Source organism: Streptomyces sp. DSM 41931, assembly GCF_050271085.1.
Classification (GTDB): domain Bacteria; phylum Actinomycetota; class Actinomycetes; order Streptomycetales; family Streptomycetaceae; genus Streptomyces; species Streptomyces albogriseolus.
Genome location: NZ_CP189902.1, coordinates 5172464 through 5196954, shown reverse-complemented (window position 1 = coordinate 5196954; position 24491 = coordinate 5172464). Strand labels below are relative to the sequence as shown.

At 72.3% G+C, this 24491-nt stretch carries 20 protein-coding genes; 9 read left to right on the top strand and 11 right to left on the bottom strand.

All coding sequences use genetic code 11. The features are described 5' to 3' along the window. Positions 1 to 95 precede the first annotated feature (95 nt). The gene (locus ACP7TJ_RS24130) at positions 96 to 2219 is read right to left on the bottom strand and encodes an ATP-binding protein (protein ID WP_167740756.1); all 2124 of its coding nucleotides are present in this window, start codon (positions 2217 to 2219) and stop codon (positions 96 to 98) included. Between the two features lie 278 nt (positions 2220 to 2497). Here ACP7TJ_RS24130 and gabT point away from each other — a divergent pair, with 278 nt between their 5' ends. Next, entirely contained in the window at positions 2498 to 3832 is a 1335-nt protein-coding gene (gene gabT / locus ACP7TJ_RS24125) for a 4-aminobutyrate--2-oxoglutarate transaminase (RefSeq protein WP_189912718.1), read from the top strand. Positions 3833 to 4251: 419 nt separating this feature from the next. Beyond that, positions 4252 to 4887, top strand: a complete 636-nt coding sequence (locus ACP7TJ_RS24120) for a phosphatase PAP2 family protein (RefSeq protein WP_167740758.1) — start codon at positions 4252 to 4254, stop codon at positions 4885 to 4887. On the opposite strand, the gene ACP7TJ_RS24115 is transcribed toward ACP7TJ_RS24120, so the two are convergent. The 7 genes from ACP7TJ_RS24115 to ACP7TJ_RS24085 form a co-directional block, all read right to left on the bottom strand. Then, entirely contained in the window at positions 4826 to 6640 is a 1815-nt protein-coding gene (locus tag ACP7TJ_RS24115) for a chitinase (RefSeq protein ID WP_427765262.1), read from the bottom strand. The genes ACP7TJ_RS24120 and ACP7TJ_RS24115 overlap by 62 nt on opposite strands. Positions 6641 to 6760: 120 nt before the next feature. After that, complete coding sequence (locus tag ACP7TJ_RS24110) at positions 6761 to 8179, bottom strand: NAD(P)/FAD-dependent oxidoreductase (protein ID WP_189912721.1); 1419 nt, start codon at positions 8177 to 8179, stop codon at positions 6761 to 6763. Between the two features lie 38 nt (positions 8180 to 8217). Continuing rightward, entirely contained in the window at positions 8218 to 9018 is an 801-nt protein-coding gene (locus ACP7TJ_RS24105; protein ID WP_189912722.1) for an ABC transporter permease, read from the bottom strand. Further along, a complete protein-coding gene (locus tag ACP7TJ_RS24100) occupies positions 9019 to 9948 on the bottom strand; it encodes an ABC transporter permease (RefSeq protein ID WP_189912723.1) in 930 nt (309 codons plus the stop codon). It lies immediately after the preceding gene. Beyond that, on the bottom strand, positions 9948 to 11117 hold the full coding sequence (locus ACP7TJ_RS24095) for an ABC transporter ATP-binding protein (RefSeq protein ID WP_266549183.1): 1170 nt from the start codon (positions 11115 to 11117) through the stop codon (positions 9948 to 9950). The genes ACP7TJ_RS24100 and ACP7TJ_RS24095 overlap by 1 nt, the downstream gene beginning before the upstream one ends. A gap of 4 nt (positions 11118 to 11121) precedes the next feature. Then, on the bottom strand, positions 11122 to 12369 hold the full coding sequence (locus ACP7TJ_RS24090) for a polyamine ABC transporter substrate-binding protein (RefSeq protein ID WP_266549181.1): 1248 nt from the start codon (positions 12367 to 12369) through the stop codon (positions 11122 to 11124). 49 nt (positions 12370 to 12418) lie between these two features. Next, positions 12419 to 13954, bottom strand: a complete 1536-nt coding sequence (locus ACP7TJ_RS24085; RefSeq protein WP_189912725.1) for a gamma-aminobutyraldehyde dehydrogenase — start codon at positions 13952 to 13954, stop codon at positions 12419 to 12421. A 217-nt stretch (positions 13955 to 14171) separates the two neighbouring features. On the opposite strand from ACP7TJ_RS24085, the gene ACP7TJ_RS24080 reads away from it, so the two are divergent. Continuing rightward, a complete protein-coding gene (locus ACP7TJ_RS24080; protein WP_427765255.1) occupies positions 14172 to 14747 on the top strand; it encodes an NADAR family protein in 576 nt (191 codons plus the stop codon). Positions 14748 to 15106: 359 nt separating this feature from the next. Here the strand turns inward: ACP7TJ_RS24080 and ACP7TJ_RS24075 are convergent, their stop codons facing one another. Then, positions 15107 to 15979 carry a DUF4190 domain-containing protein gene (locus ACP7TJ_RS24075; RefSeq protein WP_404715973.1) on the bottom strand — a complete coding sequence of 291 codons (873 nt, stop codon included), beginning with the start codon at positions 15977 to 15979 and terminating at the stop codon, positions 15107 to 15109. A gap of 98 nt (positions 15980 to 16077) precedes the next feature. Between ACP7TJ_RS24075 and ACP7TJ_RS24070 the strand changes: the two genes are divergently transcribed. Both ACP7TJ_RS24070 and ACP7TJ_RS24065 read left to right on the top strand, forming a co-directional pair. Further along, on the top strand, positions 16078 to 17202 hold the full coding sequence (locus ACP7TJ_RS24070) for an adenosine deaminase (protein ID WP_367535135.1): 1125 nt from the start codon (positions 16078 to 16080) through the stop codon (positions 17200 to 17202). Positions 17203 to 17221: 19 nt separating this feature from the next. Next, complete coding sequence (locus tag ACP7TJ_RS24065; protein WP_167740766.1) at positions 17222 to 17914, top strand: glycerophosphodiester phosphodiesterase; 693 nt, start codon at positions 17222 to 17224, stop codon at positions 17912 to 17914. Here ACP7TJ_RS24065 and ACP7TJ_RS24060 read toward each other — a convergent pair. Continuing rightward, entirely contained in the window at positions 17909 to 18451 is a 543-nt protein-coding gene (locus ACP7TJ_RS24060) for a hypothetical protein (RefSeq protein ID WP_167740767.1), read from the bottom strand. The genes ACP7TJ_RS24065 and ACP7TJ_RS24060 overlap by 6 nt on opposite strands. Positions 18452 to 18567: 116 nt before the next feature. Further along, on the bottom strand, positions 18568 to 20007 hold the full coding sequence (locus tag ACP7TJ_RS24055) for a gamma-aminobutyraldehyde dehydrogenase (RefSeq protein ID WP_093763987.1): 1440 nt from the start codon (positions 20005 to 20007) through the stop codon (positions 18568 to 18570). A gap of 205 nt (positions 20008 to 20212) precedes the next feature. Between ACP7TJ_RS24055 and ACP7TJ_RS24050 the strand changes: the two genes are divergently transcribed. The 4 genes from ACP7TJ_RS24050 to ACP7TJ_RS24035 all read left to right on the top strand — a co-directional run bounded on the left by ACP7TJ_RS24050 (position 20213) and on the right by ACP7TJ_RS24035 (position 24412). Next, the gene (locus ACP7TJ_RS24050) at positions 20213 to 20731 is read left to right on the top strand and encodes an Lrp/AsnC family transcriptional regulator (RefSeq protein ID WP_093763986.1); all 519 of its coding nucleotides are present in this window, start codon (positions 20213 to 20215) and stop codon (positions 20729 to 20731) included. Positions 20732 to 20733: 2 nt separating this feature from the next. After that, entirely contained in the window at positions 20734 to 22107 is a 1374-nt protein-coding gene (locus tag ACP7TJ_RS24045) for an aspartate aminotransferase family protein (protein ID WP_093763985.1), read from the top strand. Positions 22108 to 22349: 242 nt separating this feature from the next. Beyond that, positions 22350 to 23099 (top strand): ABC transporter ATP-binding protein, encoded by a 750-nt coding sequence (locus tag ACP7TJ_RS24040; RefSeq protein ID WP_167740769.1) that lies wholly within the window; start codon positions 22350 to 22352, stop codon positions 23097 to 23099. Continuing rightward, entirely contained in the window at positions 23081 to 24412 is a 1332-nt protein-coding gene (locus ACP7TJ_RS24035) for a hypothetical protein (RefSeq protein WP_189912246.1), read from the top strand. The genes ACP7TJ_RS24040 and ACP7TJ_RS24035 overlap by 19 nt, the downstream gene beginning before the upstream one ends. Positions 24413 to 24491: the final 79 nt, after the last annotated feature.

The window sequence follows — 24491 nt, the reverse complement described above, 5'->3', positions numbered from 1 at the left end:
GTCGGGTGTGCAAGAACGGTGATCTTTTGGCCGTCTCGTATGAACGACCTGTGTCGATTCTGCCTCACCGTACGGTCCCCGGCGGCCGCGGCCGCTCACTCCCGCAGGTCCACCAGGAGCGGAGGCGCGTGCTCCCCCTTCACGTTCGTCAGCGACAGCACCGCGTGGCCCGCGGGCACCGCGTGCGCCAACTCGGACGCCGACCAGCGCTCCCGCTCGACCTGGCGGACGGTGACCGCCCGCGCGGTGGGCGCCTTGCCGGTGATGGCCCGCCGCAGCGCGTGCACGGCCTTGCCGGCCGGGCTCTCGGCGATGATCTGCCGGTCGGTGACGTCCCGCGCCTCGGTCCACTCCTTGCCCCACACCTCGGCGAAGTCCTGCCCGTCCCAGGGCGTCACCCCGGACAGCGCCATCCGGCAGCCGGTGGCGCCGAGCAGCGGCCCGCGCAGCGGCCGGGGCACGTCGTCCAGGGTGCGCAGGGTGAGCAGCACGCCCGCGTTGGCGGACCGCAGCCGCTGGATGCCCCGCACGGACTCGGGGGTGATCACGCCGGTGGCGTCGTCCAGCACCAGGCAGGCGAACAGGGAGCGGTCCTCGCGCACCGTGACGCTCGCGGTGAACTGCGCGAGGACCAGCCGCGCCAGCATTCGCGAGGCGTCCGCGTGGCCCCGCTCGGGCAGGTCCACGCGCACCCGGACCGGGTGGTCGAGGGCCTTGAGGGTGAACGGCCGGGACTCGCCCGAGGTGTCGAAGAACCCGGCGAAGGCCGGCCGGTCCAGCAGCGCGACCCGGTCGGCGAGGATGCCGCCCACGTCGCCGGGGTGGCCCATCTGCCGCTCGCGCGCGTCGAGTTCGCGCAGCAGCGACTCCTGACCCGCTTCCTGAAGGCCCTGGCGCAGGGCGGCCAGGAGTGCGGGGGAGCCGTCGAGCAGCTGCCGCAGCTCCGGCACCGAAGGGAAGCGGCCGTGCACCGCGCGGAAGGGGCCGAGGAGCTGGGCGAGAACGGTGGTGGAGCGGCGGGTGTCGCTGCCGGGGTGCGGGTCGGCCAGGTCGCCGACGAGCGCCTCGGCGAGCACGGCGGCGGCCTCGTCCGGGTCGGTGGTGCCGCCGTACAGGTCGAGGTCGTAGACGGAGTCGGGGCTGCCGATGCGGACGACGACGTCGTAGGCGTCGGACGGGCCGAGGCCCGCGCCGGCCGCGCCGACCACCACCACGGCGGTCCGCCCGGCGAGCGCCTGGAGGCACAGCGACTCGGCGACCGGCCGGACCACACCGCCGGTCTTGCCGGACCCGGCGGGGCCGACCACGAGCATCGAGGTGCCGAGCAGGTCGGGGCCGAGGGCCAGGCCGGCGCCGCGGTAGGCGTAGGGGTTGCGCGGATCGTCGGCGGTGGTGCCGAGCCGTACCTGGCCGGTGAGCAGGTCGTGACGGGCCTGCCGGACGGGCAGGTCGCGGGCGCCGGACGGGTGCGGGCAGGCGGCGGCGCCGTCCTTGAGCACCGCCCCGGTGAAGGTGGCGAGGCTGTGCCGGCCGGTGCGCACGCCCTGCCAGGCGCGGGCGATCCGGGCGTGGTCGACGTCCCGCATCAGCCCCGAGCGGGCGTCGGAGGCGAGCCGCTCGGCGGCGTCCACGGCACCGGCGGCGCGCAGCGCGGGCCAGGCGGCCGGGTCCTCCTCGGGGGCGGGCGGGCGCTCGTCGCGTGCGGGGCTCCTGCGCCAGGCGGGCGGGCCGTAGCGGCGCCAGATCTCGCCCCAGCGGCCGAGCCGGCCCACGCCGACCATGATGATCCCGGCGACGAGGACGTAGTAGGCGTAGACGACCACCACGGCGGCGAAGCTGTGCGGCTCGGCCCAGGAGTCGGGGATCATCGCGTACAGCGGCAGCAGCCACCAGCCGCCCAGGTAGCCGTTCCACAGCAGCGACCAGATCAGCCAGCCGACGAGGAACGCGATGAGCGCGCCGCTGAACAGCTGACGGCCGGGGACGCGCTCGGGCTCCTCCTCGGGCCGGGGCCGGTGGCCGAACCGCCAGATGCCGGGGAGCGTCTCCGGGCGGGCGGTGCGCAGCCAGGCGAGGAACGCGGAGCCGTCCGGGGGCGGCGGCATGCCCGGTACGTGCGCCGGGCGCGGTGGCGCCGCCGGTACCTGAGGTGGTCCCGCCGGGCGCGGCACCGGGCCGGCCTGCGTGCCCCGCGCGTCCTGGGTACCCTCGCTGTCCATCGCCCCTGCCCCCTGAGCAGCCGCCTCGTCCGCCTGTAGACACGTCAATCTAACGCCCCGACAGGCGCCGTCCACCGGTGGCACGGCCGGGGTCCGCGTCCCGGCCGGGACCCGCCGCCGCGCCGCGTCGGCACGGCCGCTCCCCGGCGGGTATGTCCACCACGGACAACCCGGCCCCCCGGACAACGCCCACATGGAGCATGCCCAGCCTTCGCGCCCCGTCCTAGCCTGCGAGAAAAGAAGCACCGAGCGTCCGTTACACCCCCCAGGAGCCCCGCATGACCGCACTTCCGCAGGAGCGCCGCGTCGTCACCGCCATCCCCGGCCCGAAGTCGCAGGAGTTGCAGGCCCGCCGCACCGCCGTGGTCGCGCAGGGCGTGGGCTCCGTGCTGCCCGTGTTCACCGCGCGGGCCGGCGGCGGCATCATCGAGGACGTCGACGGCAACCGTCTGATCGACTTCGGCTCCGGCATCGCCGTGACCTCCGTCGGCGCGTCCGCCGAGGCCGTCGTCCGCCGCGCCTCCGCGCAGCTCGCCGACTTCACCCACACCTGTTTCATGGTGACGCCGTACGAGGGTTACGTGGCCGTCGCCGAGGCGCTGGCCGAGCTGACGCCGGGCGACCACGCGAAGAAGTCCGCGCTGTTCAACAGCGGCGCCGAGGCCGTCGAGAACGCCGTGAAGATCGCCCGCGCCTACACCAAGCGGCAGGCGGTCGTCGTGTTCGACCACGGCTACCACGGCCGCACCAACCTCACGATGGCGCTGACCGCGAAGAACATGCCGTACAAGCACGGCTTCGGCCCGTTCGCGCCCGAGGTGTACCGGGTGCCGGTCGCCTACGGCTACCGCTGGCCGACCGGTCCGGAGAACGCGGGTCCTGAGGCCGCCGCGCAGGCCATCGACCAGATGTCCAAGCAGGTCGGCGCCGACAACATCGCCGCGATCATCATCGAGCCGGTGCTCGGCGAGGGCGGCTTCATCGAGCCGGCCAAGGGCTTCCTGCCGGCCATCAGCAAGTTCGCCCGGGACAACGGCATCGTCTTCGTCGCCGACGAGATCCAGTCCGGCTTCTGCCGCACCGGCCAGTGGTTCGCCTGCGAGGACGAGGGCATCGTCCCCGACCTGATCACCACGGCGAAGGGCATCGCGGGCGGTCTGCCGCTGGCCGCGGTCACCGGTCGCGCGGAGATCATGGACGCCGCGCACTCCGGCGGCCTGGGCGGCACCTACGGCGGCAACCCGGTGGCCTGCGCGGGTGCGCTCGGCGCCATCGAGACGATGAAGGAGCTGGACCTCAACGCCCGCGCCCAGCGGATCGAGGAGGTCATGAAGGGCCGCCTGACCGCCATGGCGGAGAAGTTCGACGTCATCGGCGACGTCCGGGGCCGCGGCGCGATGATCGCGATCGAACTGGTCAAGGACCGCGCCACCAAGGAGCCGAACCCGGAGGCGACGGCCGCGCTGGCGAAGGCCTGCCACCAGGAGGGCCTGCTGGTCCTGACCTGTGGCACCTACGGCAACGTGCTGCGCTTCCTGCCGCCGCTGGTCATCGGCGAGGACCTGCTGAACGAGGGCCTCGACATCATCGAGCAGGCCTTCACCCGCATCTGATCCGGCCCGTTCCGGCTTGTTCCGGCCGGATCCGGACAGCGGCAGAGCGTGTGAAGAAGGTGTGCGGGGTGGATGACAGGAGCCCGTGGGCCCTGTCGCCGGGCCACCCCCTGCCGTAGGTTTCTACCCGGATGAGAGATACACCCCGCCCACAGGGGACTGTGGGCGGCTCAGGCCGAGGCCTCCCCAGCTTCGACCTGGTCGTGCCCTCGCGCACACAACCGGGGCCCGAGGGCCCCGGGTCTCCTCACGATCGGACGGTCGCCCGCCCCAGACCCCCCGGGGCGCGCGACGTTCCGATCCGGACGGCCGTCCGGGCACCAGACACGGCAAGCCGTTCCCCGGAGGCCGGCGCACATCCCCCCTTTGCGCCGGCCCTCCGGTGTGTCCGCCCCCTCCCGCCTGCGAAGCTGTGCCGCATGCTGCTGCTGGTCGTGCCGCTCCTCCTCTTCCTGCTGATCACCTGGCAGGTCCTCGCCGACGGTCCGCTGCTGGACCTCGACGCACGCCTGAGCGACGCGCTGGTCCGCCCCGACCGGGCCTCGGAGCTCCTCTCCGACCTCGGCAACGTCGAGGTCGCCGTGCCCGTCCTCGCGCTCGCGCTGGCCGTGACGGCGTGGCGGCTGCGCGCCAGAGGTGTGGACCGCTGGTGGCTGCCGCCCGCGGCCGGGGCGGCGGCCATGCTCCTGGTTCCCGTCCTGGTCGCCCCGCTGAAGGCCTGGACCGACCGTCCTGGCACCCCCGCCGTCCCGCCGGCGACCGGCTACTTCCCCTCCGGGCACACCGCCACGGCCGTGGTGGCGTACGGCGCGGCGACGCTGCTGCTTCTGCGGCTGCTCGGGTCGCCGGCCGTCCGCCGGGGGCTGATCGCGCTGTGCGCGCTGCTGATCCTGGGCGCCTCGTACGGCCTGGTGCGCCGGGGCTACCACTGGCCGCTGGACGTGGCGGCCAGTTGGTGCCTCGGCGCGGTGCTGCTGGCCGGCGTGGTGCTGGTCAGCCGAAGTAGCCGTCGAACGTCCGCTGGAACTCCCAGCCGCCGAAGCGGTCCCAGTTGATCGACCAGGTCATCAGGCCGCGCAGGGACGGCCAGGTGCCGTGGGTGCGGTAGGAGCCGCAGTCGGCGCCCTTCGTCAGGCAGTTGAGGGTCTTGACGACCTCCGCCGGGGGCACGTGGCCGTTGCCGGCGTTGACCGTGGCGGGCATGCCGATGGCGACCTGGTCGGGGCGCAGGGGCGGGAAGACGTTGCCCGCGTCGCCCGCGACCGGGAAGCCGGTGAGCAGCATGTCGGTCATGGCGATGTGGAAGTCGGCGCCGCCCATGGAGTGGTACTGGCCGTCCAGGCCCATGATCGGGCCGGAGTTGTAGTCCTGGACGTGCAGCAGGGTGAGGTCGTCGCGCAGGGCGTGGATGACCGGGAGGTAGGCGCCCGCGCGCGGGTCCTGGCCGCCCCAGGGGCCGCTGCCGTAGAACTGGTGGCCGAGCTGGACGAAGAAGGTCTCCGGAGCCATGGTCAGGACGAAGTCGTCGCCGTAGCGGGCCTTCAGCGTCTTCAGGGCGGAGATCAGGTTGACGATCACCGGGGTCTTCGGGTTCCTGAAGTCGGTGTCGCCGGTGTCCAGGGAGAGGGAGTGGCCCTCGAAGTCGATGTCGAGGCCGTCGAGTCCGTACGCGTCGATGATGCGCGAGACGGAGCTGACGAAGGTGTCGCGGGCGGCGGTCGTCGTCAGCCGGACCTGGCCGTTCTGGCCGCCGATCGAGATCAGCACCTTCTTGCCCGCCGCCTGCTTGGCCCTGATGGCCGCCTTGAACTCGGCGTCGCTCTCCACGCCGGGGCACTCCGCGGCCGGGCAGCGCTCGAAGCGGATGTCGCCGGAGGTGACGGAGGTGGGTTCGCCGAAGGCCAGGTCGATGACGTCCCAGCTGTCGGGGACGTCGGCGAGACGGGTGTAGCCGGAGCCGTTGGCGAAGCCGGCGTGCAGGTAGCCGACGAGGGCGTGGGCGGGCAGGCCCGGGTCGCCGCCGCCGGAGTCGGGCGCCGAGGTCGTCGCCGTGACGGTGGCCGAACGGGCCGACTCCCCGGCGTCGTTGAGGGCGGCCACCTGGAAGGCGTACGCCGTCGACGGGGACAGTCCGGTGACGGTGGTGGAGGTGCCGGTGACGGTGCGGATCCGCGCGCCGTCGCGGTACACGGCGTACGAGGTGGCGCCCGCGGCCGGTGACCAGGACAAGGAGACGCTGGTGGCGGTCACCCCGGACGCGCTGAGGCCGGCCGGCGGGGCGGGCGGTTGTCCGGTCTCGCCGCCCGGGCCGACGAGGGTGATGTCGTCGGCGTGGTAGGCGCCGGTGCCGTACCAGCCGTGGGTGTAGATCGTGACACTGGTGGTGGAGGGGCCGGTGCGGAAGGTGGTGGTGAGCTTCTGCCAGTCGGGGGCGGACTGGGTCCAGGTGGAGACGTCGGTGGTGCCGGTGCCGCTCGCGCCGAGGTGGACGTAGGCGCCGCGGACGTGTCCGGAGAGGGTGTAGGCGGAGTCCGGCTTCACGGTGACCGTCTGCGCGCAGCGGGCGTTGTCCGACCCGGCCGGGGTGGCCTTCAGGGCGGAGGCGCCGGTGCGGACGGGCGAGGTGACGGTGGTGCCGGCCGGACAGCTCCAGCCGTCGAGGCCGGCCTCGAAGCCGCCGTTGCGGGCGAGGTCGGCGTCGGCCGCGCGGGCGTCCGGCGTCAGGGCGGTGACGCCGGCCGCGGCGACGGCGGTGGCGGTGAGCAGGGCGGCGAGGGGGCGGCGGACGATCGGTCTGGCGCGGTCCACAAGGGCCTCCGGGCAGGGGGGAGTTGGAGGGGTGGAGCGCGCTCAATTTGGTCCAGACCAATTCGGTTGTCAAGACCTCGCGCAGCGTCCCCGCACGCCCCTGCCCGGCTCCGCAGAGGCTCAGCTGTCGAAGCCCAGCCCCAGCCGGTCCATCGTCCGCAGCCACAGATTGCGCCGTCCGCCCCGGGCGTCCGCCCTGGCCAGCGACCACTTTGTGAGGGCGATGCCGGTCCAGGCGAACGGCTCGGGCGGGAACGGCAGCGGCTTGCTGCGCACCATCTCCAGCTCCGTGCGCTCGGTCCGCTCCCCCGCCAGCAGGTCCAGCATCACCTCCGCGCCGAACCGCGTCGCGCCCACGCCGAGCCCGGTGTAGCCCGCCGCGTACGCCACCCGGCCGGCGTGGGCCGTGCCGAAGAACGCCGAGAAGCGGGAGCAGGTGTCGATCGCACCGCCCCAGGCGTGGGTGAAGCGCACCCCCTCGAGCTGCGGGAAGCAGGTGAAGAAGTGCCCCGCGAGCTTCGCGTACGTCTCGGGCCGGTCGTCGTGCTCGGCGCGCACCCGGCCGCCGAACGGATAGACCGCGTCGTAGCCGCCCCACAGGACGCGGTTGTCGGAGGAGAGCCGGAAGTAGTGGAACTGGTTGGCGCTGTCGCCGAGACCCTGGCGGTTCTTCCAGCCGATCGAGGCGAGCTGCTGGTCGGTGAGCGGCTCGGTCATCAGGGCGTAGTCGTAGACCGGGACGGTGTAGGGGCGCACCCGGCGCACGAGGCTCGGGAAGACGTTGGTGCCGAGCGCGACCCGGCGGGCGCGGACCGCGCCGTACGGGGTGCGCACGGACATGCCGGCGCCGTACTGCCGGAGGGTGAGGGCGGGGGTGTGCTCGTACACGCGCACCCCGAGGTCGAGGCAGGCCCGCTTCAGGCCCCAGGCGAGGCGGGCCGGGTTGAGCATGGCCACGCCCCGGCGGTCGTACAGCCCGGCGAGGAAGGTGGGCGAGTCCACCTGCTCGCGGACCGCGTCGGCGTCCAGGAACTCGATGCCGTCGGCGAGGCCCCGGGCGCTGATCTCCTCGTACCAGCCGCGCAGTTCCTCCGCCTGGTACGGCTCGGTGGCGACGTCGATCTCGCCGGTGCGCTCGAAGTCGCAGTCGATGGAGTGGCGGGCGACCGTCTCCTCGATGGCGTCGAGGTTGCGGGCGCCCAGCCGCTCCAGGGTGTGGATCTCGTCGGGCCAGCGGGCGAGCCCGTTGGGCAGTCCGTGGGTGAGGGAGGCCGCGCAGAACCCGCCGTTGCGGCCGGAGGCGGCCCAGCCCACCTCGCGGCCCTCCACCAGCACCACGTCCCGCGAGGGGTCGCGCTCCTTGGCGATCAGCGCGGTCCACAGTCCGCTGTAGCCGCCGCCCACCACCAGCAGGTCGCAGACGGTACGGCCGGTCAGGGCCGGCTCGGGGACGGGGCGGCCGGGGTCGTCCAGCCAGTAGGAGACCGGCCGGGCCTCGGAGAGGGACTGCGTCCAACGGCTCATGGCGCTCGGGGCCATGATCTCAACTCCCTACTGCGGACTGTGGTGACGGGTCGCTATGCCTTCTGCCGCTTGCGGCGGTTGCCGACGGCCATGGAGACCAGCACCAGCAGCACGGCGATCACGAACATGGCCGTGCCGATGACGTTGATCTGGACGGGCGTGCCGCGCTGCGCGGAGCCCCACACGAACATCGGGAAGGTGACGGTCGAACCGGCGTTGAAGTTGGTGATGATGAAGTCGTCGAAGGACAGCGCGAAGGCGAGCAGCGCGCCCGCCGCGATGCCGGGGGCGGCGATCGGCAGCGTGACCCGCAGGAACGTCTGCGCCGGGCCGGCGTAGAGGTCCTGCGCGGCCTGTTCCAGACGGGGGTCCATCGACATCACGCGCGCCTTCACGGCGACCACGACGAAGCTGAGGCAGAACATGATGTGGGCGATCAGGATCGTCCAGAAGCCCAGCTCCGCGCCCATGTTGAGGAACAGGGTGAGCAGCGAGGCCGCCATCACCACCTCGGGCATCGCCATCGGCAGGAAGATCAGCGAGTTGACCGCGCCGCGGGCGCGGAAGCGGTAGCGCACCAGCGCGAACGCGATCATCGTGCCGAGGAGTGTGGCGCCGAGGGTGGCCCAGAAGGCGATCTGCAGGCTGAGGCCGAGCGACTCGCACAGCCCGGAGACCCCGCACGGGTCCCGCCAGGCGTCGGTGGAGAACCGCTGCCACTCGTAGTTGAAGCGCCCCTTCGGCCGGTTGAAGGAGAACACCGTGACGACGACGTTCGGCAGCAGGAGGTAGGCCAGCGTCAGCAGGCCCGCGATGACGACGACGTTGCGCTTGAACCAATTGACGAAGGCCATTTAAACCAGATCCTCCGTGCCGGACTTGCGGATGTAGACCGTGACGACGGCGAGGATCGCGGCCATCAGGATGAACGAGAGCGCCGCGGCCGTCGGATAGTCCAGGATCCGCAGGAACTGGGACTGGATGACGTTGCCGACCATCCGGGTGTCGGTGGAGCCGAGCAGGTCCGAGTTGATGTAGTCGCCGGACGCCGGGATGAAGGTCAGCAGCGTGCCGGAGACCACGCCCGGCATCGACAGCGGGAAGGTGACCTTGCGGAACGTGGTCGACGGCTTGGCGTAGAGGTCGCCGGCGGCCTCGTGCAGCCGGGGGTCGATCCGCTCCAGCGAGGTGTAGAGCGGCAGGATCATGAACGGCAGGAAGTTGTACGTCAGACCGCACACCACCGCGAGCGGGGTGGCGAGCACCCGGTCGCCGGCGGTCCAGCCGAGGAACGCGGTGACGTCCAGGACGTGCAGCGCGTCCAGGGCGCCGACCACCGGGCCGCCGTCGGCGAGGATCGTCTTCCAGGCGAGGGTGCGGATCAGGAAGCTGGTGAAGAACGGCGCGATCACCAGGATCATGATCAGGTTCCGCCAGCGTCCCGCGCGGAAAGCGATCAGATACGCCAGCGGGTAGCCGAGCAGCAGGCACAGCACGGTCGCGGAGGCCGCGTAGAGCACGGAGCGGACGAACTGCGGCCAGTACTCGGACAGCGCGTCCCAGTAGGTGGCGAAGTGCCAGGTGACCTTGTAGCCCTCCTCCAGGGAGCCCGTCTGCACGGACGTGGAGGCCTGGTAGATCACCGGCAGCGCGAAGAACACGACGAGCCAGAGCAGACCGGGCAGCAGAAGCAGGTAGGGCGTCCAGCGGACTCGTCTGCGCGGCGGCTTCGTCTCGGGGGCGGGCGGCGCGAGCGGCGGCGGCGCCTCGGTGACCGTGGCCATCAGGCGACCTCTTCCTCGACCGTCTCGACGCCCGCGTCGATGTCCTGGGCGGCGTCCAGTCCGAAGGTGTGGGCCGGGTTCCAGTGCAGGACGACCTCGGCGCCGGGCGCGAGCCGCGGGTCCCGGTCGATGTTCTGCACGTAGACCTCGAAGTCCGAGCAGACCGGGCTGTCGACGACGAACTGCGTCGAGACGCCAATGAAGCTGGACTCGGTGATCCGGCCCGTGATGCGGTTGCGGCCCTCGGGTATCCGGCCGGCGTCGTCGGCGTGGGTGAGGGAGATCTTCTCCGGGCGGACCCCGGCCAGGATCTTGCCGCCCGTGGTGGCGGGCGCGCTCGCGCGGGACCGGTGCAGCACCAGCTTGCCGCCGCCCGCCTTGAGCACGATGTCGTCGCCGGACGTGGCGTCCACCTCGGCCTCGATGAAGTTGGAGGTGCCGAGGAAGTTCGCGACGAAGGTGGTGCGCGGGTTCTCGTACAGGTCGGCGGGGGTGCCGAGCTGCTCGACCCGGCCTGCGTTCATCACCGCCACGCAGTCGGCCATCGTCATGGCCTCCTCCTGGTCGTGGGTGACGTGCACGAAGGTGATGCCGACCTCGGTCTGGATGCGCTTGAGCTCCAGCTGCATCTGGCGGCGCAGCTTCAGGTCCAGGGCGCCGAGCGGCTCGTCGAGCAGCAGCACCTTGGGGTGGTTGATCAGCGCGCGGGCGACCGCGACGCGCTGCTGCTGGCCGCCGGAGAGCTGGTGCGGCTTCTTGCGCGCCTGCTCGCCGAGCTGGACCAGCTCCAGCATCTCCTCGACCTGCTTCTTCACGCTCTTGATGCCGCGCCGGCGCAGGCCGAAGGCGACGTTCTCGTAGATGTCGAGGTGCGGGAAGAGGGCATAGGACTGGAAGACCGTGTTCACCGGCCGCTTGTACGGCGGCAGCGCGGTGACGTCCTGGTCGCCGAGGTGGACGGTGCCCGAGGTGGGCTCCTCCAGGCCGGCGATCATGCGCAGGGTGGTGGTCTTGCCGCAGCCGGACGCGCCGAGCAGGGCGAAGAAGGAGCCCTGCGGGACGGTCAGGTCGAGCGGGTGCACGGCGGTGAAGTCGCCGTAGGTCTTGCTGATCCCGGTGAGGCGGACGTCACCGCCGCCGGCCGTGGTGGTCTCTTCGGTGGTCTTCATCTCGTCACGCCCCAGTGAGCTTCGCGAACTTGCCTTCGAATGCCGTCTCTTCCTCGGAACTCAGCGAGCGGAAGGCACGGGACTTGGCCTGCATGGCCCGGTCGGGGAGGATCAGCGGGTTGTTCGCCGCGTCCTCGTCGAGCTTCGAGAGCTCCTCCTTCACCCCGTCGACCGGACAGACGAAGTTGATGTAGGCGGCGAGCTGGGCGGCCGGCTGCGGCTCGAAGTAGTAGTCGATCAGGCGCTCGGCGTTCGTCTTGTGCCGGGCCTTGTTGGGAATCAGCAGGTTGTCGCTGGAGAGCATGTAGCCGCTGTCCGGGATGACGAAGCCGATGTCCGGGTTGTCGGCCTGGAGCTGGACGACGTCACCGGCCCACGCGACGCACGCGGCGAGGTCGCCCTTGGTGAGGTCCGCGGTGTAGTCGTTGCCGGTGAAGCGGCGGATCTGGCCCTTGTCGACGGACTTCTGGAGCCGGGCGAGGGCGGCGTCGTAGTCGTCGGCGCTGAAGGACCGCGGGTCCTTGTCCATGTCGAGCAGCGTCATGCCCATGGTGTCGCGCATCTCGGTGAGCAGCCCGACCCGGCCCTTGAGCTTCGGGTTGTCCAGCAGGTCGGAGAGCGTCCTCACCTCCACGCCGTCGAGCGCCTTCTTGTTGTAGGCGATGACGGTGGCGATGCCCTGCCAGGGGTACGAGTAGGCGCGGCCCGGGTCCCAGTCGGGGGTGCGGTACGACGAGGCCACGTTGGCGAAGGCGTGCGGCAGGTGGGAGGCGTCGAGCTTCTGCACCCAGCCGAGGCGGATCAGCCGGGCGGCCAGCCAGTCGGTGAGGACGATGATGTCGCGGCCGGTGTCCTGGCCCGCGGCGAGCTGCGGCTTGATCTTGCCGAAGAACTCGGTGTTGTCGTTGATGTCCTCGGTGTACTTGACCTTGATGCCGGTGCGTCGGGTGAACGCCTCCAGCGTGGGGTGCCGGCGTCCGCTGTCGTCGACGTCCATGTACTCGGTCCAGTTGGAGAAGGTCACGGTCTTCTCCTCGGCCGAGCGGTCCTCCGCGGAGACGCCGCCCTGGGTGTTCCCCGCCGCGGGGATGCCGCAGGCGCTCAGCGCGCCCAGGCCGCCGACCGCGAGGGCGCCGCCCGCTGAGGCGCGCAGCAGGGAACGGCGGGTGAGGGCCGCCCTGCCGTTGCGGAAACTGCGCCGTATCGCGGCCTGCTGGGCCGGCGAGAGGCGGTCGGGCTCGTACTGCTCCATGCGCGTGGTGCCCTTTCGGGAAGTGGCCGCGGGTCGGGCGGCCTGGCTGCTATCGGTCCCCGAAGACGGTGCGGTGCCAGTCCTTGCGGACCACCGCGGTGTTGTCGAACATGACGTGTTTGATCTGGGTGTACTCCTCGAAGGAGTACGCGGACATGTCCTTGCCGAAGCCGGACGCCTTGTAGCCTCCGTGCGGCATCTCGCTGATGATCGGGATGTGGTCGTTGATCCACACGCACCCCGCCTTGATCTCGCGGGTGGCCCGGCCCGTGCGGTACACGTCCCGGCTCCAGGCGGAGGCGGCGAGCCCGTACGGGGTGTCGTTGGCGAGTGCGATGCCCTCGTCGTCGGTGTCGAAGGGCAGGACGACCAGCACCGGACCGAAGATCTCGGACTGCACGACCTCGCTGTCCTGCGCGGCGTCGGCGATGAGCGTGGGGCGATAGTACGCGCCGTCCGCCAGCTCGCCCAGGGGTGTCTCACCACCGGTCACCACGCGCGCGTAGGCACGCGCGCGCTCCACGAAACCGGCCACCCGGTCGCGCTGGGCGTGGGAGACGAGCGGGCCGAGGTCGGTGCCGGGGGCGAAGGGGTCGCCGAGCCGGACGGTCTCCATCAGCGCGGCGGTGCGCTCGACGAAGGCGTCGTACAGCGGGCGCTGCACGTACGCGCGCGTGGCGGCCGTGCAGTCCTGGCCGGTGTTGATGAGCGCGCCCGCGACGGCGCCGTTGACGGCCGCGTCGAGGTCGGCGTCGTCGAAGACCAGGAAGGGGGCCTTGCCGCCCAGTTCCAGGTGGAGGCGCTTGACGGTGGCGGTGGCGATCTCGGCGACCCGCTTGCCCACGGCGGTGGAGCCGGTGAAGGAGGTCATGGCCACGTCGGGGTGGCCGACCAGGTGCTCGCCGGCCTCCTTGCCGGTGCCGGTGACGACGTTGATCACGCCGTCCGGGATGCCCGCGTCGGTGGCGGCCTGGGCGAACAGCAGCGAGGTCAGCGGGGTGAGCTCGGCGGGCTTCAGCACGACGGTGTTGCCCGCGGCGATCGCCGGGAGGATCTTCCACGCGGCCATCTGCAGCGGATAGTTCCAGGGGGCGATGGAGCCGACGACGCCGATGGGCTCGCGCCGGACGTAGGAGGTGTGATCGCCCGAGTACTCGCCGGCCGACTGGCCCGCGAGATGGCGGGCGGCGCCGGCGAAGAAGGCGATGTTGTCGATCGTGCCCGGCACGTCGAACTCGCGGGTCAGCTTCAGCGGCTTGCCGCACTGCAGCGACTCGGCGCGGGCGAAGTCCTCCGCGCGCTCGGCGACCACGGCGGCGAACCGGTGCAGGGCGTCGGAGCGCTCGCCGGGGGTGGCGGCCGCCCAGGCCGGGAACGCCTCCCGCGCGGCGGCGACGGCCGCGTCGACGTCGTCGGCGCCGGCGAGGTCGTAGGTGTACACCTCCGTGCCGGTGGCCGGGTCTACCACGGCGTGGGTGCGTCCCGAGGTGCCCTTGGCCGGACGGCCCGCGATGAACTGCGCGCCGTCCGCGAACCGTTCACCGGCCGGGAAGCGGTCGTGCGGGGTGGAGCCGGGTTTGTGCATGTCGCTCTCCTCCGTGTCCCCAGGGGGCGGCGTGGCTTGAGCTCGATTTGAGTGCCGATCCTGACAGAGCAGAGGCCCTCCAACAAGTGATTCCGTTGTTGCCATTTGGTTACGCGACGGAATCTGTCGACCGGGTGTCGAGTGGCAACGGAAAAGGCAGGACGGAGTGTCAGTGGTGCCTGCGAGACTGCTCTGCGCATGGATCACGTGGGGGGTGATGAGCGTGGACGGAACCGTACGCACGGTGGCGTCCCGGGAGGCGCTGATCGAGGCGGTCCGGGCCGGGGAGCGGGTGAAGTACCTGCACTTCTGGGGGCACCGGCCCCTGCCCGACGGGCGCATCGGGGCGAGCTGCCTGAGCCAGTGGTGGCCGTCCCCGTTCACCGTCGACGGCGTGGAGTACGCGACCGCCGAGCACTGGATGATGGCGGCCAAGGCACGCCTCTTCGGGGACGCGGAGGGTGAGCGGCGCGTGCTGGCCGCGGGGCATCCCTCCGAGGCGAAGAAGGCGGGCCGTCTCGTCCGGGGCTTCGACGAGGGGATCTGGCGACGGGAGCGGTTCGGGATCGTGGTGACGGGCAGCGAGCACAAGTTCGCAGCTCACGGAGGGCTGCGGTCTTTCCTGCTCGGCACGGGCGACCGCGTCCTGGTCGAGGCCAGCCCCGTCGACCGCGTCTGGGGCATAGGCCTCGCGGCCGACGACGAGGCCGCCACCGACCCGGCCCGCTGGCGCGGCCCGAACCTGCTGGGCTTCGCGCTGATGGAGGCACGAAGACGGCTGCGGGAGACGTGACACGCCCCCGCCGCCGTCGGCGTGGGAAGACGCGCCGCCGTCCGCGGGCAGTCGTGCCGCTGGGGCGGCACGGGTGGGCGCGGGCGGCACCTCTGCAGCGCCGGGTGCGGGCAGTCCGCGGCTGGTCGCGCAGTTCCCCGCGCCCCTGAAGGGTGCTTCCGCCACGGCCGCTGAAAGTGACTCGCCGCCGCTGCGGGCATTCGTGCCGCTGGGGCGATGGGGGTCCCCCCGCTCGAGCGAAGCCGAGAGTGGGGGAGGGTGGGCGCGGGCGGCACCGTGCGAACGCCGGGACGATCAGCGGCGGACGGTACGCCTCCGGGCCTCGGAGGTGAACCCCCGTCCAGAGGAGCCCCTCGGGCTCAGGTGACCAGCACGATCACGCCGAACGTGAGCGCCAGCGCGCTCCCCACCGCTCCGCAGATCACGCCCGCCAGGGCCTGCCCCCCGTTCGTCGCCTCGCCGCGGTTCGCCTTGCCGCGGCCGATCGCGCCGAAGATCACCGCCAGGACGCCCAGCACGATGGCCACCGGCCACAGGCAGAACGCGGCGGCCGCAATGATCCCGAGGACCAGGGAGGCGACGCCCATGCCGTTGCTCGGCAGGGGCGGGACGCCGGCCCAGCCGGGATATCCCTGGGCGGGCGCGCCCGCGTACCCGGCGTGCGGATAGCCGTAGGGGACCTGACCGGGCCCTTCCGGGCCGATGGGCGGCGGTGGGACGGCCGCACCCGCGGCCGGGGGCGCGAAGGGGTCGGCGGCCGCCGGGCGGGCGGCGGGCTGCGGCACGGGCGCGGCCGTCCCCGCGGGCCCCGCCCACGCGCCGCCGTACGCCGGCGCGGGCGGCGTCGCGTCCGAGACCGCCGGGAAGGACGTCACCGTCTGCTGGTCGTGCACCGTGGAGGCGCCGGACGCCGGCCGGTCGTGCACGGTGGGCGGCGACCACGGCGCGGGCTCCCCCGCCACCACGGTCTCGCCCGGACCGCCGGAGGCCTGCGCGTGGTCCCCGGGCAGCGCCCAGGGATCGGCCGCGGGCGTCTCGGGGTCCCGTGGCCCGGGCGCCGCACGCCCCGTCTCCGTAGTCCGCGCGTCCACCAGCGAGCCGTCCAGGGGGGCCACGTGCGGCGCCCCGCCGTCGGCCGGTGCCGGCCACAGCTCAGGGGTGGACGAACCCGCCGGAGGCGTCCCGTCCCCCGTGCGGTCCCCGGCCCCCGGTGCCGGTGCGTCGTCGGACATGCGCTGCGACCCCTCCCTCGGACGAACCGTCATGCTACGGCCCGCGTCCCTCCCGCGTACGCCGGGCCTACGATGATCCCCGCACCACCGATCAGCCGATCACCCGCGTCCCGCCGCGACCCGGACCGGGACGCCGTTCCCGGGGAGGAACCTTGACCGACCGCCACGCCACCGCGGCCACCGCCGGACAGGTCCGTGACCTGCACGCCTTCATCGCCGGACTGCCCAAGGCCGAACTGCACGTGCACCACGTCGGCTCCGCCTCCCCCCGCATCGTGTCGGAGCTGGCCGCCCGCCACCCCGACTCCAAGGTCCCCACCGACCCCGAGGCCCTCGCCGACTACTTCACCTTCACGGACTTCGCGCACTTCATCGAGGTCTACCTGTCCGTCGTCGACCTGATCCGCACCCCCGAGGACGTGCGGCTGCTGACGTACGAGGTGGCCCGTGAGCTGGCCCGGCAGCAGGTGCGGTACGCCGAGCTGACCATCACCCCGTTCTCCTCCACCCGCCGCGGGATCGACGAGCGCGCCTTCATGGACGCGATCGAGGACGCCCGCAAGGCGGCCGAGAGCGAGCTGGGCACCGTGCTGCGCTGGTGCTTCGACATCCCGGGCGAGGCCGGACTGGAGGCCGCCGAGGAGACGACGCGGCTCGCCACCGACGACCGGCTGCGCCCGGAGGGCCTGGTCTCCTTCGGACTGGGCGGGCCCGAGATCGGCGTGCCGCGCCCGCAGTTCAAGCCGTACTTCGACCGGGCCGTCGCCGCCGGGCTGCGCTCGGTGCCGCACGCGGGCGAGACCACGGGACCGGAGACGATCTGGGACGCGCTGAACGAACTGGGCGCCGAGCGCATCGGCCACGGCACCAGCGCCGCGCAGGACCCGAAGCTGCTGCGGCACCTCGCCGAGCGCCGTATCCCGCTGGAGGTGTGCCCGACGTCCAACATCGCCACCCGCGCGGTCGCCGCCCTGGACGAGCACCCCATCAAGGAGTTCACCCGGGCCGGCGTGCTGGTGACGATCAACTCCGACGACCCGCCGATGTTCGGCACCGACCTCCGCAACGAGTACGCGGTCGCCGCCCGCCTGCTGGACCTCGACGAGCGGGGTCTCGCCGGCCTCGCGAAGAACGCGGTCGAGGCGTCGTTCCTGGACCCGGCCGGCAAGGCGCGGCTGACGGCCGAGATCGACACGTACACCGCCTCCTGGCTCGCCTCCTGACCATCCCGCGAAGGGCACCATGCAGAACGTGACCGCCGTGGCCCACCGCGGCGACCCCTACCGTGTCCGGGAGAACACCCTCCCCTCGCTGCGCTCCGCGATCGGGCGGGGCGCGGACGCGGTCGAGATCGACGTACGGCTCACCCGGGACGGCGTCCCGGTGCTGCTGCACGACGCGACCCTCGAGCGTCTGTGGGACCACGACCGTCCCCTCGCGTCCCTCACCTGGGACGAGGTGCGCGAGGTGACGGACGGCGGGGTGCCCGCCCTCGCCGACGCGCTGGCGGCGACCGAGGGCAGCCGGGTGATGATCGACCTGCCCGGCGCCCCGGGCGAGCGCGCCGTGCGCCGGATCGTGGACGTCGTCCGGGAACAGGGCGCCGAGGACCGCGTGTACTACTGCGCGGGCGCCCCCGCCATGCTGGCCGTGCGGGCGGTCGACCCGGACGCGGAGATCGCGCTCACCCACACCTCCCACGCGCCGCCGCGCGCCGGACTCCTGGAGGCGGTCCGCCCGCGCTGGCTCAACTACCGCTTCAGCCTGGTGGACCGGGCGCTCGCGGACCGGGTCCACCGCGACGGCTACCTGCTGTCCGTGTGGACCCCGGACACCCGCCGCTCGATGCGCCGCCTGCTGGCCGCGGGCGTGGACTCGATCACCACCAACCGCGTCGACGTCCTGGGCGCGCTGCGCGACCGCCTGGCGTCATGACGGCCGGCCGGGCCCCCAGGTGACGGCCCCGGGAACAGCCGCCTCGGTGAGCGCTTCCAGCCGCTTGATCTTCTTCCTGACGAGGTACAGCGGGATCGCGCCGAACACGCCGAACGCCATGTCGATGACGCTCCACCAGAAGGGGATGCCCCGGACCGGCCCGCAGATCAGCGCGAGCGGGATGACACCGGCGCAGGCGATCAGGCCGAACTCCACGACCCAGATGTTGCGTACGGGGTCCCGGTAGGGGCCGAGGAAGGCGACCGCGATGACGAGGTGGGCGAAGGCCAGCCAGTCGGTGCCGTAGAGCAGGAAGGGGTGGTCGGCGTCGGCGGCGTCGAGCCCGTCCCGTACGCGTTCGATCCACTCCATGAGTCCGGGGAGGTGCTCGGGCGCCCCGAGGGACCGCGCCGTCTGCTCCGCCCAGCGCAGTTCGTGCACCAGCGGGAAGGCCGTGATGCCGCTGAGCACCAGGCAGACGACGAAGAACACCAGCCAGACGCGAATGCCCTTCAGCAGGGCGGCTCTGTCGCTCATGGCAGGAGCGTACGCCTGAAGTTGAACATGTTCAAAAATCTTGGACGGCGGCCCCGGAGAAACACGTCGGCCCCGGACAGGCGCGGTGCACCGTCCGGGGCCGAGCGTCCCGTCCGCTAGTCCTCCAGCGACGTCATCACGTGCTTGATCCGCGTGTAGTCGTCGAAGCCGTAGGCCGACAGGTCCTTGCCGTAGCCCGACTTCTTGAAGCCGCCGTGCGGCATCTCCGCGACCAGCGGGATGTGGGTGTTGATCCACACGCAGCCGAAGTCCAGCTTCTTCGACATCCGCATCGCGCGGGCGTGGTCCCTGGTCCACACCGACGAGGCCAGCGCGTACTCCACGCCGTTGGCGTACTCGACGGCCTGGTCCTCGTCCGTGAAGGACTGGACGGTGATGACCGGCCCGAAGACCTCCTTCTGGATGATCTCGTCGTCCTGCTTGAGGCCCGAGACGACGGTCGGCGCGTAGAAGTACCCCTGATCGCCGACCCGCTTGCCGCCGGCCTCGACGCGCGCGTGGGCGGGCAGCCGCTCGATGAAGCCCTCGACCTGCTTGAGCTGGTTGGGGTTGTTGAGCGGACCGTAGAGGACGTCCTCGTCGTCGGGCATGCCCGTCTTGATGTCGGAGGCGGCCTTGGCGAGCGCCTGGACGAACTCGTCGTGCACGGACTCGTGCACCAGCACGCGCGTGGCGGCCGTGCAGTCCTGGCCGGCGTTGAAGTAGCCGGCCTCGGAGATGCCCGCCACGGCCTTGGCGATGTCGACGTCCTCGAAGACCACGACCGGGGCCTTGCCGCCCAGCTCCAGGTGGACCCGCTTGAGGTCCTTGGAGGCGGACTCGGCGACCGCCATGCCCGCGCGGACCGAGCCGGTGATGGAGGCCATCGCCGGGGTCGGGTGCTCCACCATCAGACGTCCGGTCTCACGGTCGCCGCAGACGACGTTGAAGACGCCCTTGGGCAGGATCGAACCGAGGATCTCGGCGATCAGGACGGTGGAGGCGGGGGTGGTGTCGGACGGCTTGAGGACGACCGTGTTGCCCGCGGCGATCGCCGGGGCGAACTTCCACACGGCCATCATCATCGGGTAGTTCCAGGGCGCCACCTGGGCGCAGACGCCGACCGGCTCACGGCGCACGAAGGAGGTCAGGCCCTCCATGTACTCGCCGGCGCCCTTGCCCTCGAGCATCCGCGCCGCGCCCGCGAAGAAGCGGATCTGGTCCACCATCGGCGGGATCTCCTCGGAGCGGGTCAGCCCGGCCGGCTTGCCCGTGTTCTCCACCTCGGCGGCGATGAGTTCCTCGGCGCGCTCCTCGAAGGCGTCCGCGATCTTCAGCAGCGCCCTCTGCCGCTCGGCCGGGGTGGTGTCGCGCCAGCCGGGGAAGGCCTCGGCGGCGGCCGCCATCGCGGCGTCGACGTCCGCGGCACCGGACAGCGGAGCCGTCGCGTACGCCTCGCCGGTCGCGGGATTGACCACCTCGGTGGTCCGTCCGTCGGCGGCGTCCCGGAACTCACCGCCGATGTAGTTGCGCAGACGACGCAGCTCGGTGCTCACTGCAGGCCCTCCTGGTGTTCCTTGTGGGTGCCCGAGGTGTCGGGTGTGAACGGGTGTGAGGTGTCCAACCTCTGAGACACCCACCCTAGACGGAGCGCTGACGTTTTCAACACCCCCACTCCCCCCGCATCTGCGAAATCCGCAAGCATCAGCTTCATTAACAACGGATTTCATCGATCGAGCCTTGCGAAACTGTCGATACGTCGTGCACAGTGACCTCGTGGCCAGTCGAAGCGCAGACCCGAGGGACTCCCGCGAGTCCAAGAACGGCGGCGGACCGCAGTTGGACGCCGTCTCCCTCGCCATCATCGAGCAGCTCCAGGAGGACGGCCGCCGGCCGTACGCCGCGATCGGCAAGGCCGTGGGCCTGTCGGAGGCGGCCGTGCGCCAGCGGGTGCAGAAGCTGCTCGACCAGGGCGTGATGCAGATCGTCGCCGTCACGGACCCGCTCACCGTGGGCTTCCGCCGGCAGGCGATGGTCGGGGTCAACGTCGAGGGCGACGTGGAGTCCGTGGCCGACGCGCTGACCGCCATGGATGAGTGCGAGTACGTGGTGATGACCGCCGGCTCCTTCGACCTCATGGTCGAGATCGTCTGCGAGGACGACGACCACCTTCTGGAGGTCATCAACAGACGCATCCGGGCCGTCCCCGGAGTGCGCTCCACCGAGAGTTTCGTCTACCTCAAGCTCAAGAAGCAGACCTACATGTGGGGAACCCGATAATCGTGACCACCGACAGCCCCAACGACCTCAGCAAGTCCGCGTACGACCACCTGTGGATGCACTTCACCCGCATGTCGTCGTACGAGAACGCGCCCGTCCCCACCATCGTCCGCGGTGAGGGCACCCACATCTGGGACGACAAGGGCAGGCGCTACCTCGACGGCCTGGCGGGCCTGTTCGTGGTGCAGGCCGGTCACGGCCGCCAGGAGCTCGCCGAGACCGCCGCCAAGCAGGCGCAGGAGCTCGCGTTCTTCCCGGTCTGGTCCTACGCCCACCCCAAGGCCGTGGAGCTCGCGGAGCGGCTCGCCCACGAGGCCCCCGGCGACCTCAACAAGGTCTTCTTCACCACCGGCGGCGGCGAGGCGGTGGAGACCGCCTGGAAGCTCGCCAAGCAGTACTTCAAGCTGATCGGCAAGCCGACCAAGTACAAGGTCATCTCCCGCGCGGTCGCCTACCACGGCACCCCGCAGGGCGCCCTGTCCATCACCGGCCTGCCGGCCCTCAAGGCGCCCTTCGAGCCGCTGGTGCCGGGCGCGCACAAGGTGCCGAACACCAACATCTACCGGGCGCCGATCCACGGCGGTGACCCGGAGGCGTTCGGCCGCTGGGCCGCCGACCAGATCGAGCAGCAGATCCTCTTCGAGGGCCCGGACACGGTCGCCGCGGTCTTCCTGGAGCCCGTGCAGAACGCGGGCGGCTGCTTCCCGCCTCCGCCCGGCTACTTCCAGCGGGTGCGCGAGATCTGCGACCAGTACGACGTGCTGCTCGTCTCCGACGAGGTCATCTGCGCCTTCGGCCGGCTCGGCACCACCTTCGCCTGCGACAAGTTCGGCTACGTGCCGGACATGATCACCTGCGCCAAGGGCATGACCTCGGGCTACTCCCCGATCGGCGCGTGCATCGTCTCCGACCGGCTCGCCGAGCCGTTCTACCAGGGCGACAACACCTTCCTGCACGGCTACACCTTCGGCGGCCACCCGGTGTCGGCGGCGGTCGGCCTCGCCAACCTCGACCTGTTCGAGCGCGAGGGCCTCAACCAGCACGTCCTCGACAACGAGGGCGCGTTCCGCGCCACCCTGGAGAAGCTGCACGACCTGCCGATCGTCGGCGACGTCCGCGGCAACGGCTTCTTCTACGGCATCGAGCTGGTCAAGGACAAGGCGACCAAGGAGTCCTTCACCGCCGACGAGACCGAGCGCGTGCTGTACGGCTTCCTGTCCAAGAAGCTGTTCGAGAACGGCCTGTACTGCCGGGCCGACGACCGCGGCGACCCGGTGATCCAGCTCGCGCCGCCGCTGATCTCGAACCAGGAGACCTTCGACGAGATCGAGCAGATCCTGCGCGCGACCCTCACGGAGGCATGGACGAAGCTGTAGGCCGACGAGCTGATCGCGGCGTAGGCCGTCCGAGGTACCGATCTTCCCTTTGAATGATCAACACCGGCCCCGGTGCCGCCCGTTCGAGTGAGAAACGGCGTCCCGGGGCCGCGTGCTGTCCGACCGCCCGCCACCGCCTGCCTAGCGTGCCCAGTGACCGATCGGCCCGCCCTTCGTTCCCCCGGACGGGGGATTAACCCGAAGAGCGCACGGCATTTCCGATCCGAACCGAGGTGTACGCCATGGTGGCCCCACCGGACAACGACGTGCTCTGGGCGCGCGCCCTGCGCTTCCGGCACGACGACGGCTCACCCGGCCTGAGCGGGGTCTCGCTCGGCGTCCGGGAGGGCGAGATCCTCGCCGTCTCAGGCCCGCGCGGCAGCGGCAAGTCGACCCTGCTGCGCTGCCTGTCCGGCCTGGTGCCCGCCGACGACGGCGAGGTCTGGTTCAACAGCGTGCCCGTGCACACGATGGGCCCGGCGGCCCGGGAGCGGCTGCGCCGCGACCGGTTCGGCTGGATCGACCCGGCCCCGGTGCTGGTGCCCGAGCTGAACGTCTGGGAGAACGCCGCGCTGCCCCTCATGCTGCGCGGCACCGGGCGGCGCCGCGCCAAGGCCGCCGCCGTCGAGTGGCTGGAGCGCCTCGACGTCGGCGACCGGGCGCGCAGGCATCCCGTGGAGCTGACGCACGCGGAGCGCCAGCGGGTGAGCATCGCCCGCGCGCTGGCCCCGGCGCCGTCGGTGCTGTTCGCCGACGAGCCGACCGCGCCGCTGCACCGCGTCGACCGCGCCCATGTGCTGCGCACCCTCACCACGGCGGCCCGCTCGCACGGCATCACCGTGGTCCTCGCGACCCACGACGCGCAGACCGCCGCCCTCGCCGACCGCACGGTGTCGCTGCTCGACGGGCGGTGCGTGCGGACCGTACACCTCCCCCCGGTCTCCGGACCGGCCGAGTCGGAAGGCCGGGCGGCGTGCTCGCTCTCCGTCTGAGCCTCGGCGCCCGGCCCGCCGTCCAGGTCCGCCGGCTGCTCGTCGCGGGCGCCTCGGCCGGCACGGGCTTCCTGCTGCTGAGCGCCCTCGGCCACGCGCTGAGCCACCCCGACCCCGCCGCCTCCGCGCTCCGGCTGGCCTGGTGCACGGCCCCGCTGGCGGCCACCGTCTACCTCGCGGTCGCGGTCGCCCGCGCCGATCCGGCAACCCGGCCCCGGCCCGGTCTGTCGGCGGTCGGGCTCGGCCCGGTCAGGCTGATGGCGATCTCCGCCGCGACCACGGCCGTGTCCTGCCTGCTGGGTTCGGCGCTGGCGCTGCTCGTCTTCCTCCAGCTGCGCGGCGACCTCACCGGGATGTCCCTCGGCGGGGGCGCACAGGAGTTCCTGGCCGCCGGGCGTCCCCTGCCGCTGCCGGCCGCGCTGACGCTGCTGGCCCTGGTGCCGCTGAGCGCGTCGGGGGCGGTGGCGGTGACGCTGCGGCCGCGCGAACCGGTGAAGGGCGCGGGCCGGGCGGCACGGGCGTACGGCCGGTTCGGCGCCTACCGGCGCACCCCGGTGCGGGAGTCCTTCGGCGCGTACGGGCGGTTCGGACGGCAGCTGGGGGCTGCGGCCCGCGGCCGGCGCACGGCCGCGGAGGCGCCCGCACAGGAGCAGGACGGCGCACCGGCCGGCGCGGCCGGGGATGCCGGTGCGGAGGCCGTCGACGGCTCCCCCGCCGTCGTCCCGCCGCCCGTGCCGACCGCGGCCCCGTCGGGTCTGCCCTGGGGCGTCGCGGTGCTCGCGGTGGGGCTGGCGGTGGAGGCGCTCACCAGCCGTACCGGCTCCGCGGACGGCCCGGCCGCGTTCCTCGGGCTGGCCCTGACCTCCCTCGGCCTGGCCCTGGTCGGCCCCGGGCTCACCCATCTGTGCGGGCGGCTGCTCCAGGCCGTGCGGCCGGGCGCGCTGCGGCTGCTGGCCGGGCGGGTGCTGATGACGGAGGCGACGCGCATCGGACGCCCGCTGGGCGTGGTCTGCGCGGTGGTGTCGGCCGCGTACACGATGGCGTCGCTGCACGACCCGGACGACCCGTCGGCCGGTCCGCTCGTGGTGCTCGGGGTGCTGCTGGTGGCCGGCTGCACGGTGGCGACGCTGCTCACGGCGGCCGTCGAGGCGAAGCAGGCGCACGCGGACACCACCGCCTCGCTGCGGCGGCTGGGGGCGCCCGCGGGGACGCTGCGCCGGGCCGCCTCCCTGCGCGCGGGTGCGCTGCTCGCCCTGTTCGGGCCGCTCACCGTGGCGGTGGCCGAGCTGTCGGCGTGGCCGCTGGGCGGCTGAGCGGAGACGGTCGAAGAATTCTTTCCCCGGGCGCGATGAGTTCCGCGCGGCCCTCCGGTCTACCCCCTCGAACGGCAAC

What these genes read in the sequence shown, in the direction of transcription:
- ACP7TJ_RS24130 (WP_167740756.1), bottom strand. Translation starts at nt 2,219, where the DNA reads ATGGACAGCGAGGGTACCCAGGACGCGCGGGGCACGCAGGCCGGCCCG.
- gabT (WP_189912718.1), top strand. Translation starts at nt 2,498, where the DNA reads ATGACCGCACTTCCGCAGGAGCGCCGCGTCGTCACCGCCATCCCCGGC.
- ACP7TJ_RS24120 (WP_167740758.1), top strand. Translation starts at nt 4,252, where the DNA reads ATGCTGCTGCTGGTCGTGCCGCTCCTCCTCTTCCTGCTGATCACCTGG.
- ACP7TJ_RS24110 (WP_189912721.1), bottom strand. Translation starts at nt 8,179, where the DNA reads ATGGCCCCGAGCGCCATGAGCCGTTGGACGCAGTCCCTCTCCGAGGCC.
- ACP7TJ_RS24105 (WP_189912722.1), bottom strand. Translation starts at nt 9,018, where the DNA reads ATGGCCTTCGTCAATTGGTTCAAGCGCAACGTCGTCGTCATCGCGGGC.
- ACP7TJ_RS24100 (WP_189912723.1), bottom strand. Translation starts at nt 9,948, where the DNA reads ATGGCCACGGTCACCGAGGCGCCGCCGCCGCTCGCGCCGCCCGCCCCC.
- ACP7TJ_RS24095 (WP_266549183.1), bottom strand. Translation starts at nt 11,117, where the DNA reads ATGAAGACCACCGAAGAGACCACCACGGCCGGCGGCGGTGACGTCCGC.
- ACP7TJ_RS24090 (WP_266549181.1), bottom strand. Translation starts at nt 12,369, where the DNA reads ATGGAGCAGTACGAGCCCGACCGCCTCTCGCCGGCCCAGCAGGCCGCG.
- ACP7TJ_RS24085 (WP_189912725.1), bottom strand. Translation starts at nt 13,954, where the DNA reads ATGCACAAACCCGGCTCCACCCCGCACGACCGCTTCCCGGCCGGTGAA.
- ACP7TJ_RS24080 (WP_427765255.1), top strand. Translation starts at nt 14,172, where the DNA reads ATGAGCGTGGACGGAACCGTACGCACGGTGGCGTCCCGGGAGGCGCTG.
- ACP7TJ_RS24075 (WP_404715973.1), bottom strand. Translation starts at nt 15,979, where the DNA reads ATGTCCGACGACGCACCGGCACCGGGGGCCGGGGACCGCACGGGGGAC.
- ACP7TJ_RS24065 (WP_167740766.1), top strand. Translation starts at nt 17,222, where the DNA reads ATGCAGAACGTGACCGCCGTGGCCCACCGCGGCGACCCCTACCGTGTC.
- ACP7TJ_RS24060 (WP_167740767.1), bottom strand. Translation starts at nt 18,451, where the DNA reads ATGAGCGACAGAGCCGCCCTGCTGAAGGGCATTCGCGTCTGGCTGGTG.
- ACP7TJ_RS24040 (WP_167740769.1), top strand. Translation starts at nt 22,350, where the DNA reads ATGGTGGCCCCACCGGACAACGACGTGCTCTGGGCGCGCGCCCTGCGC.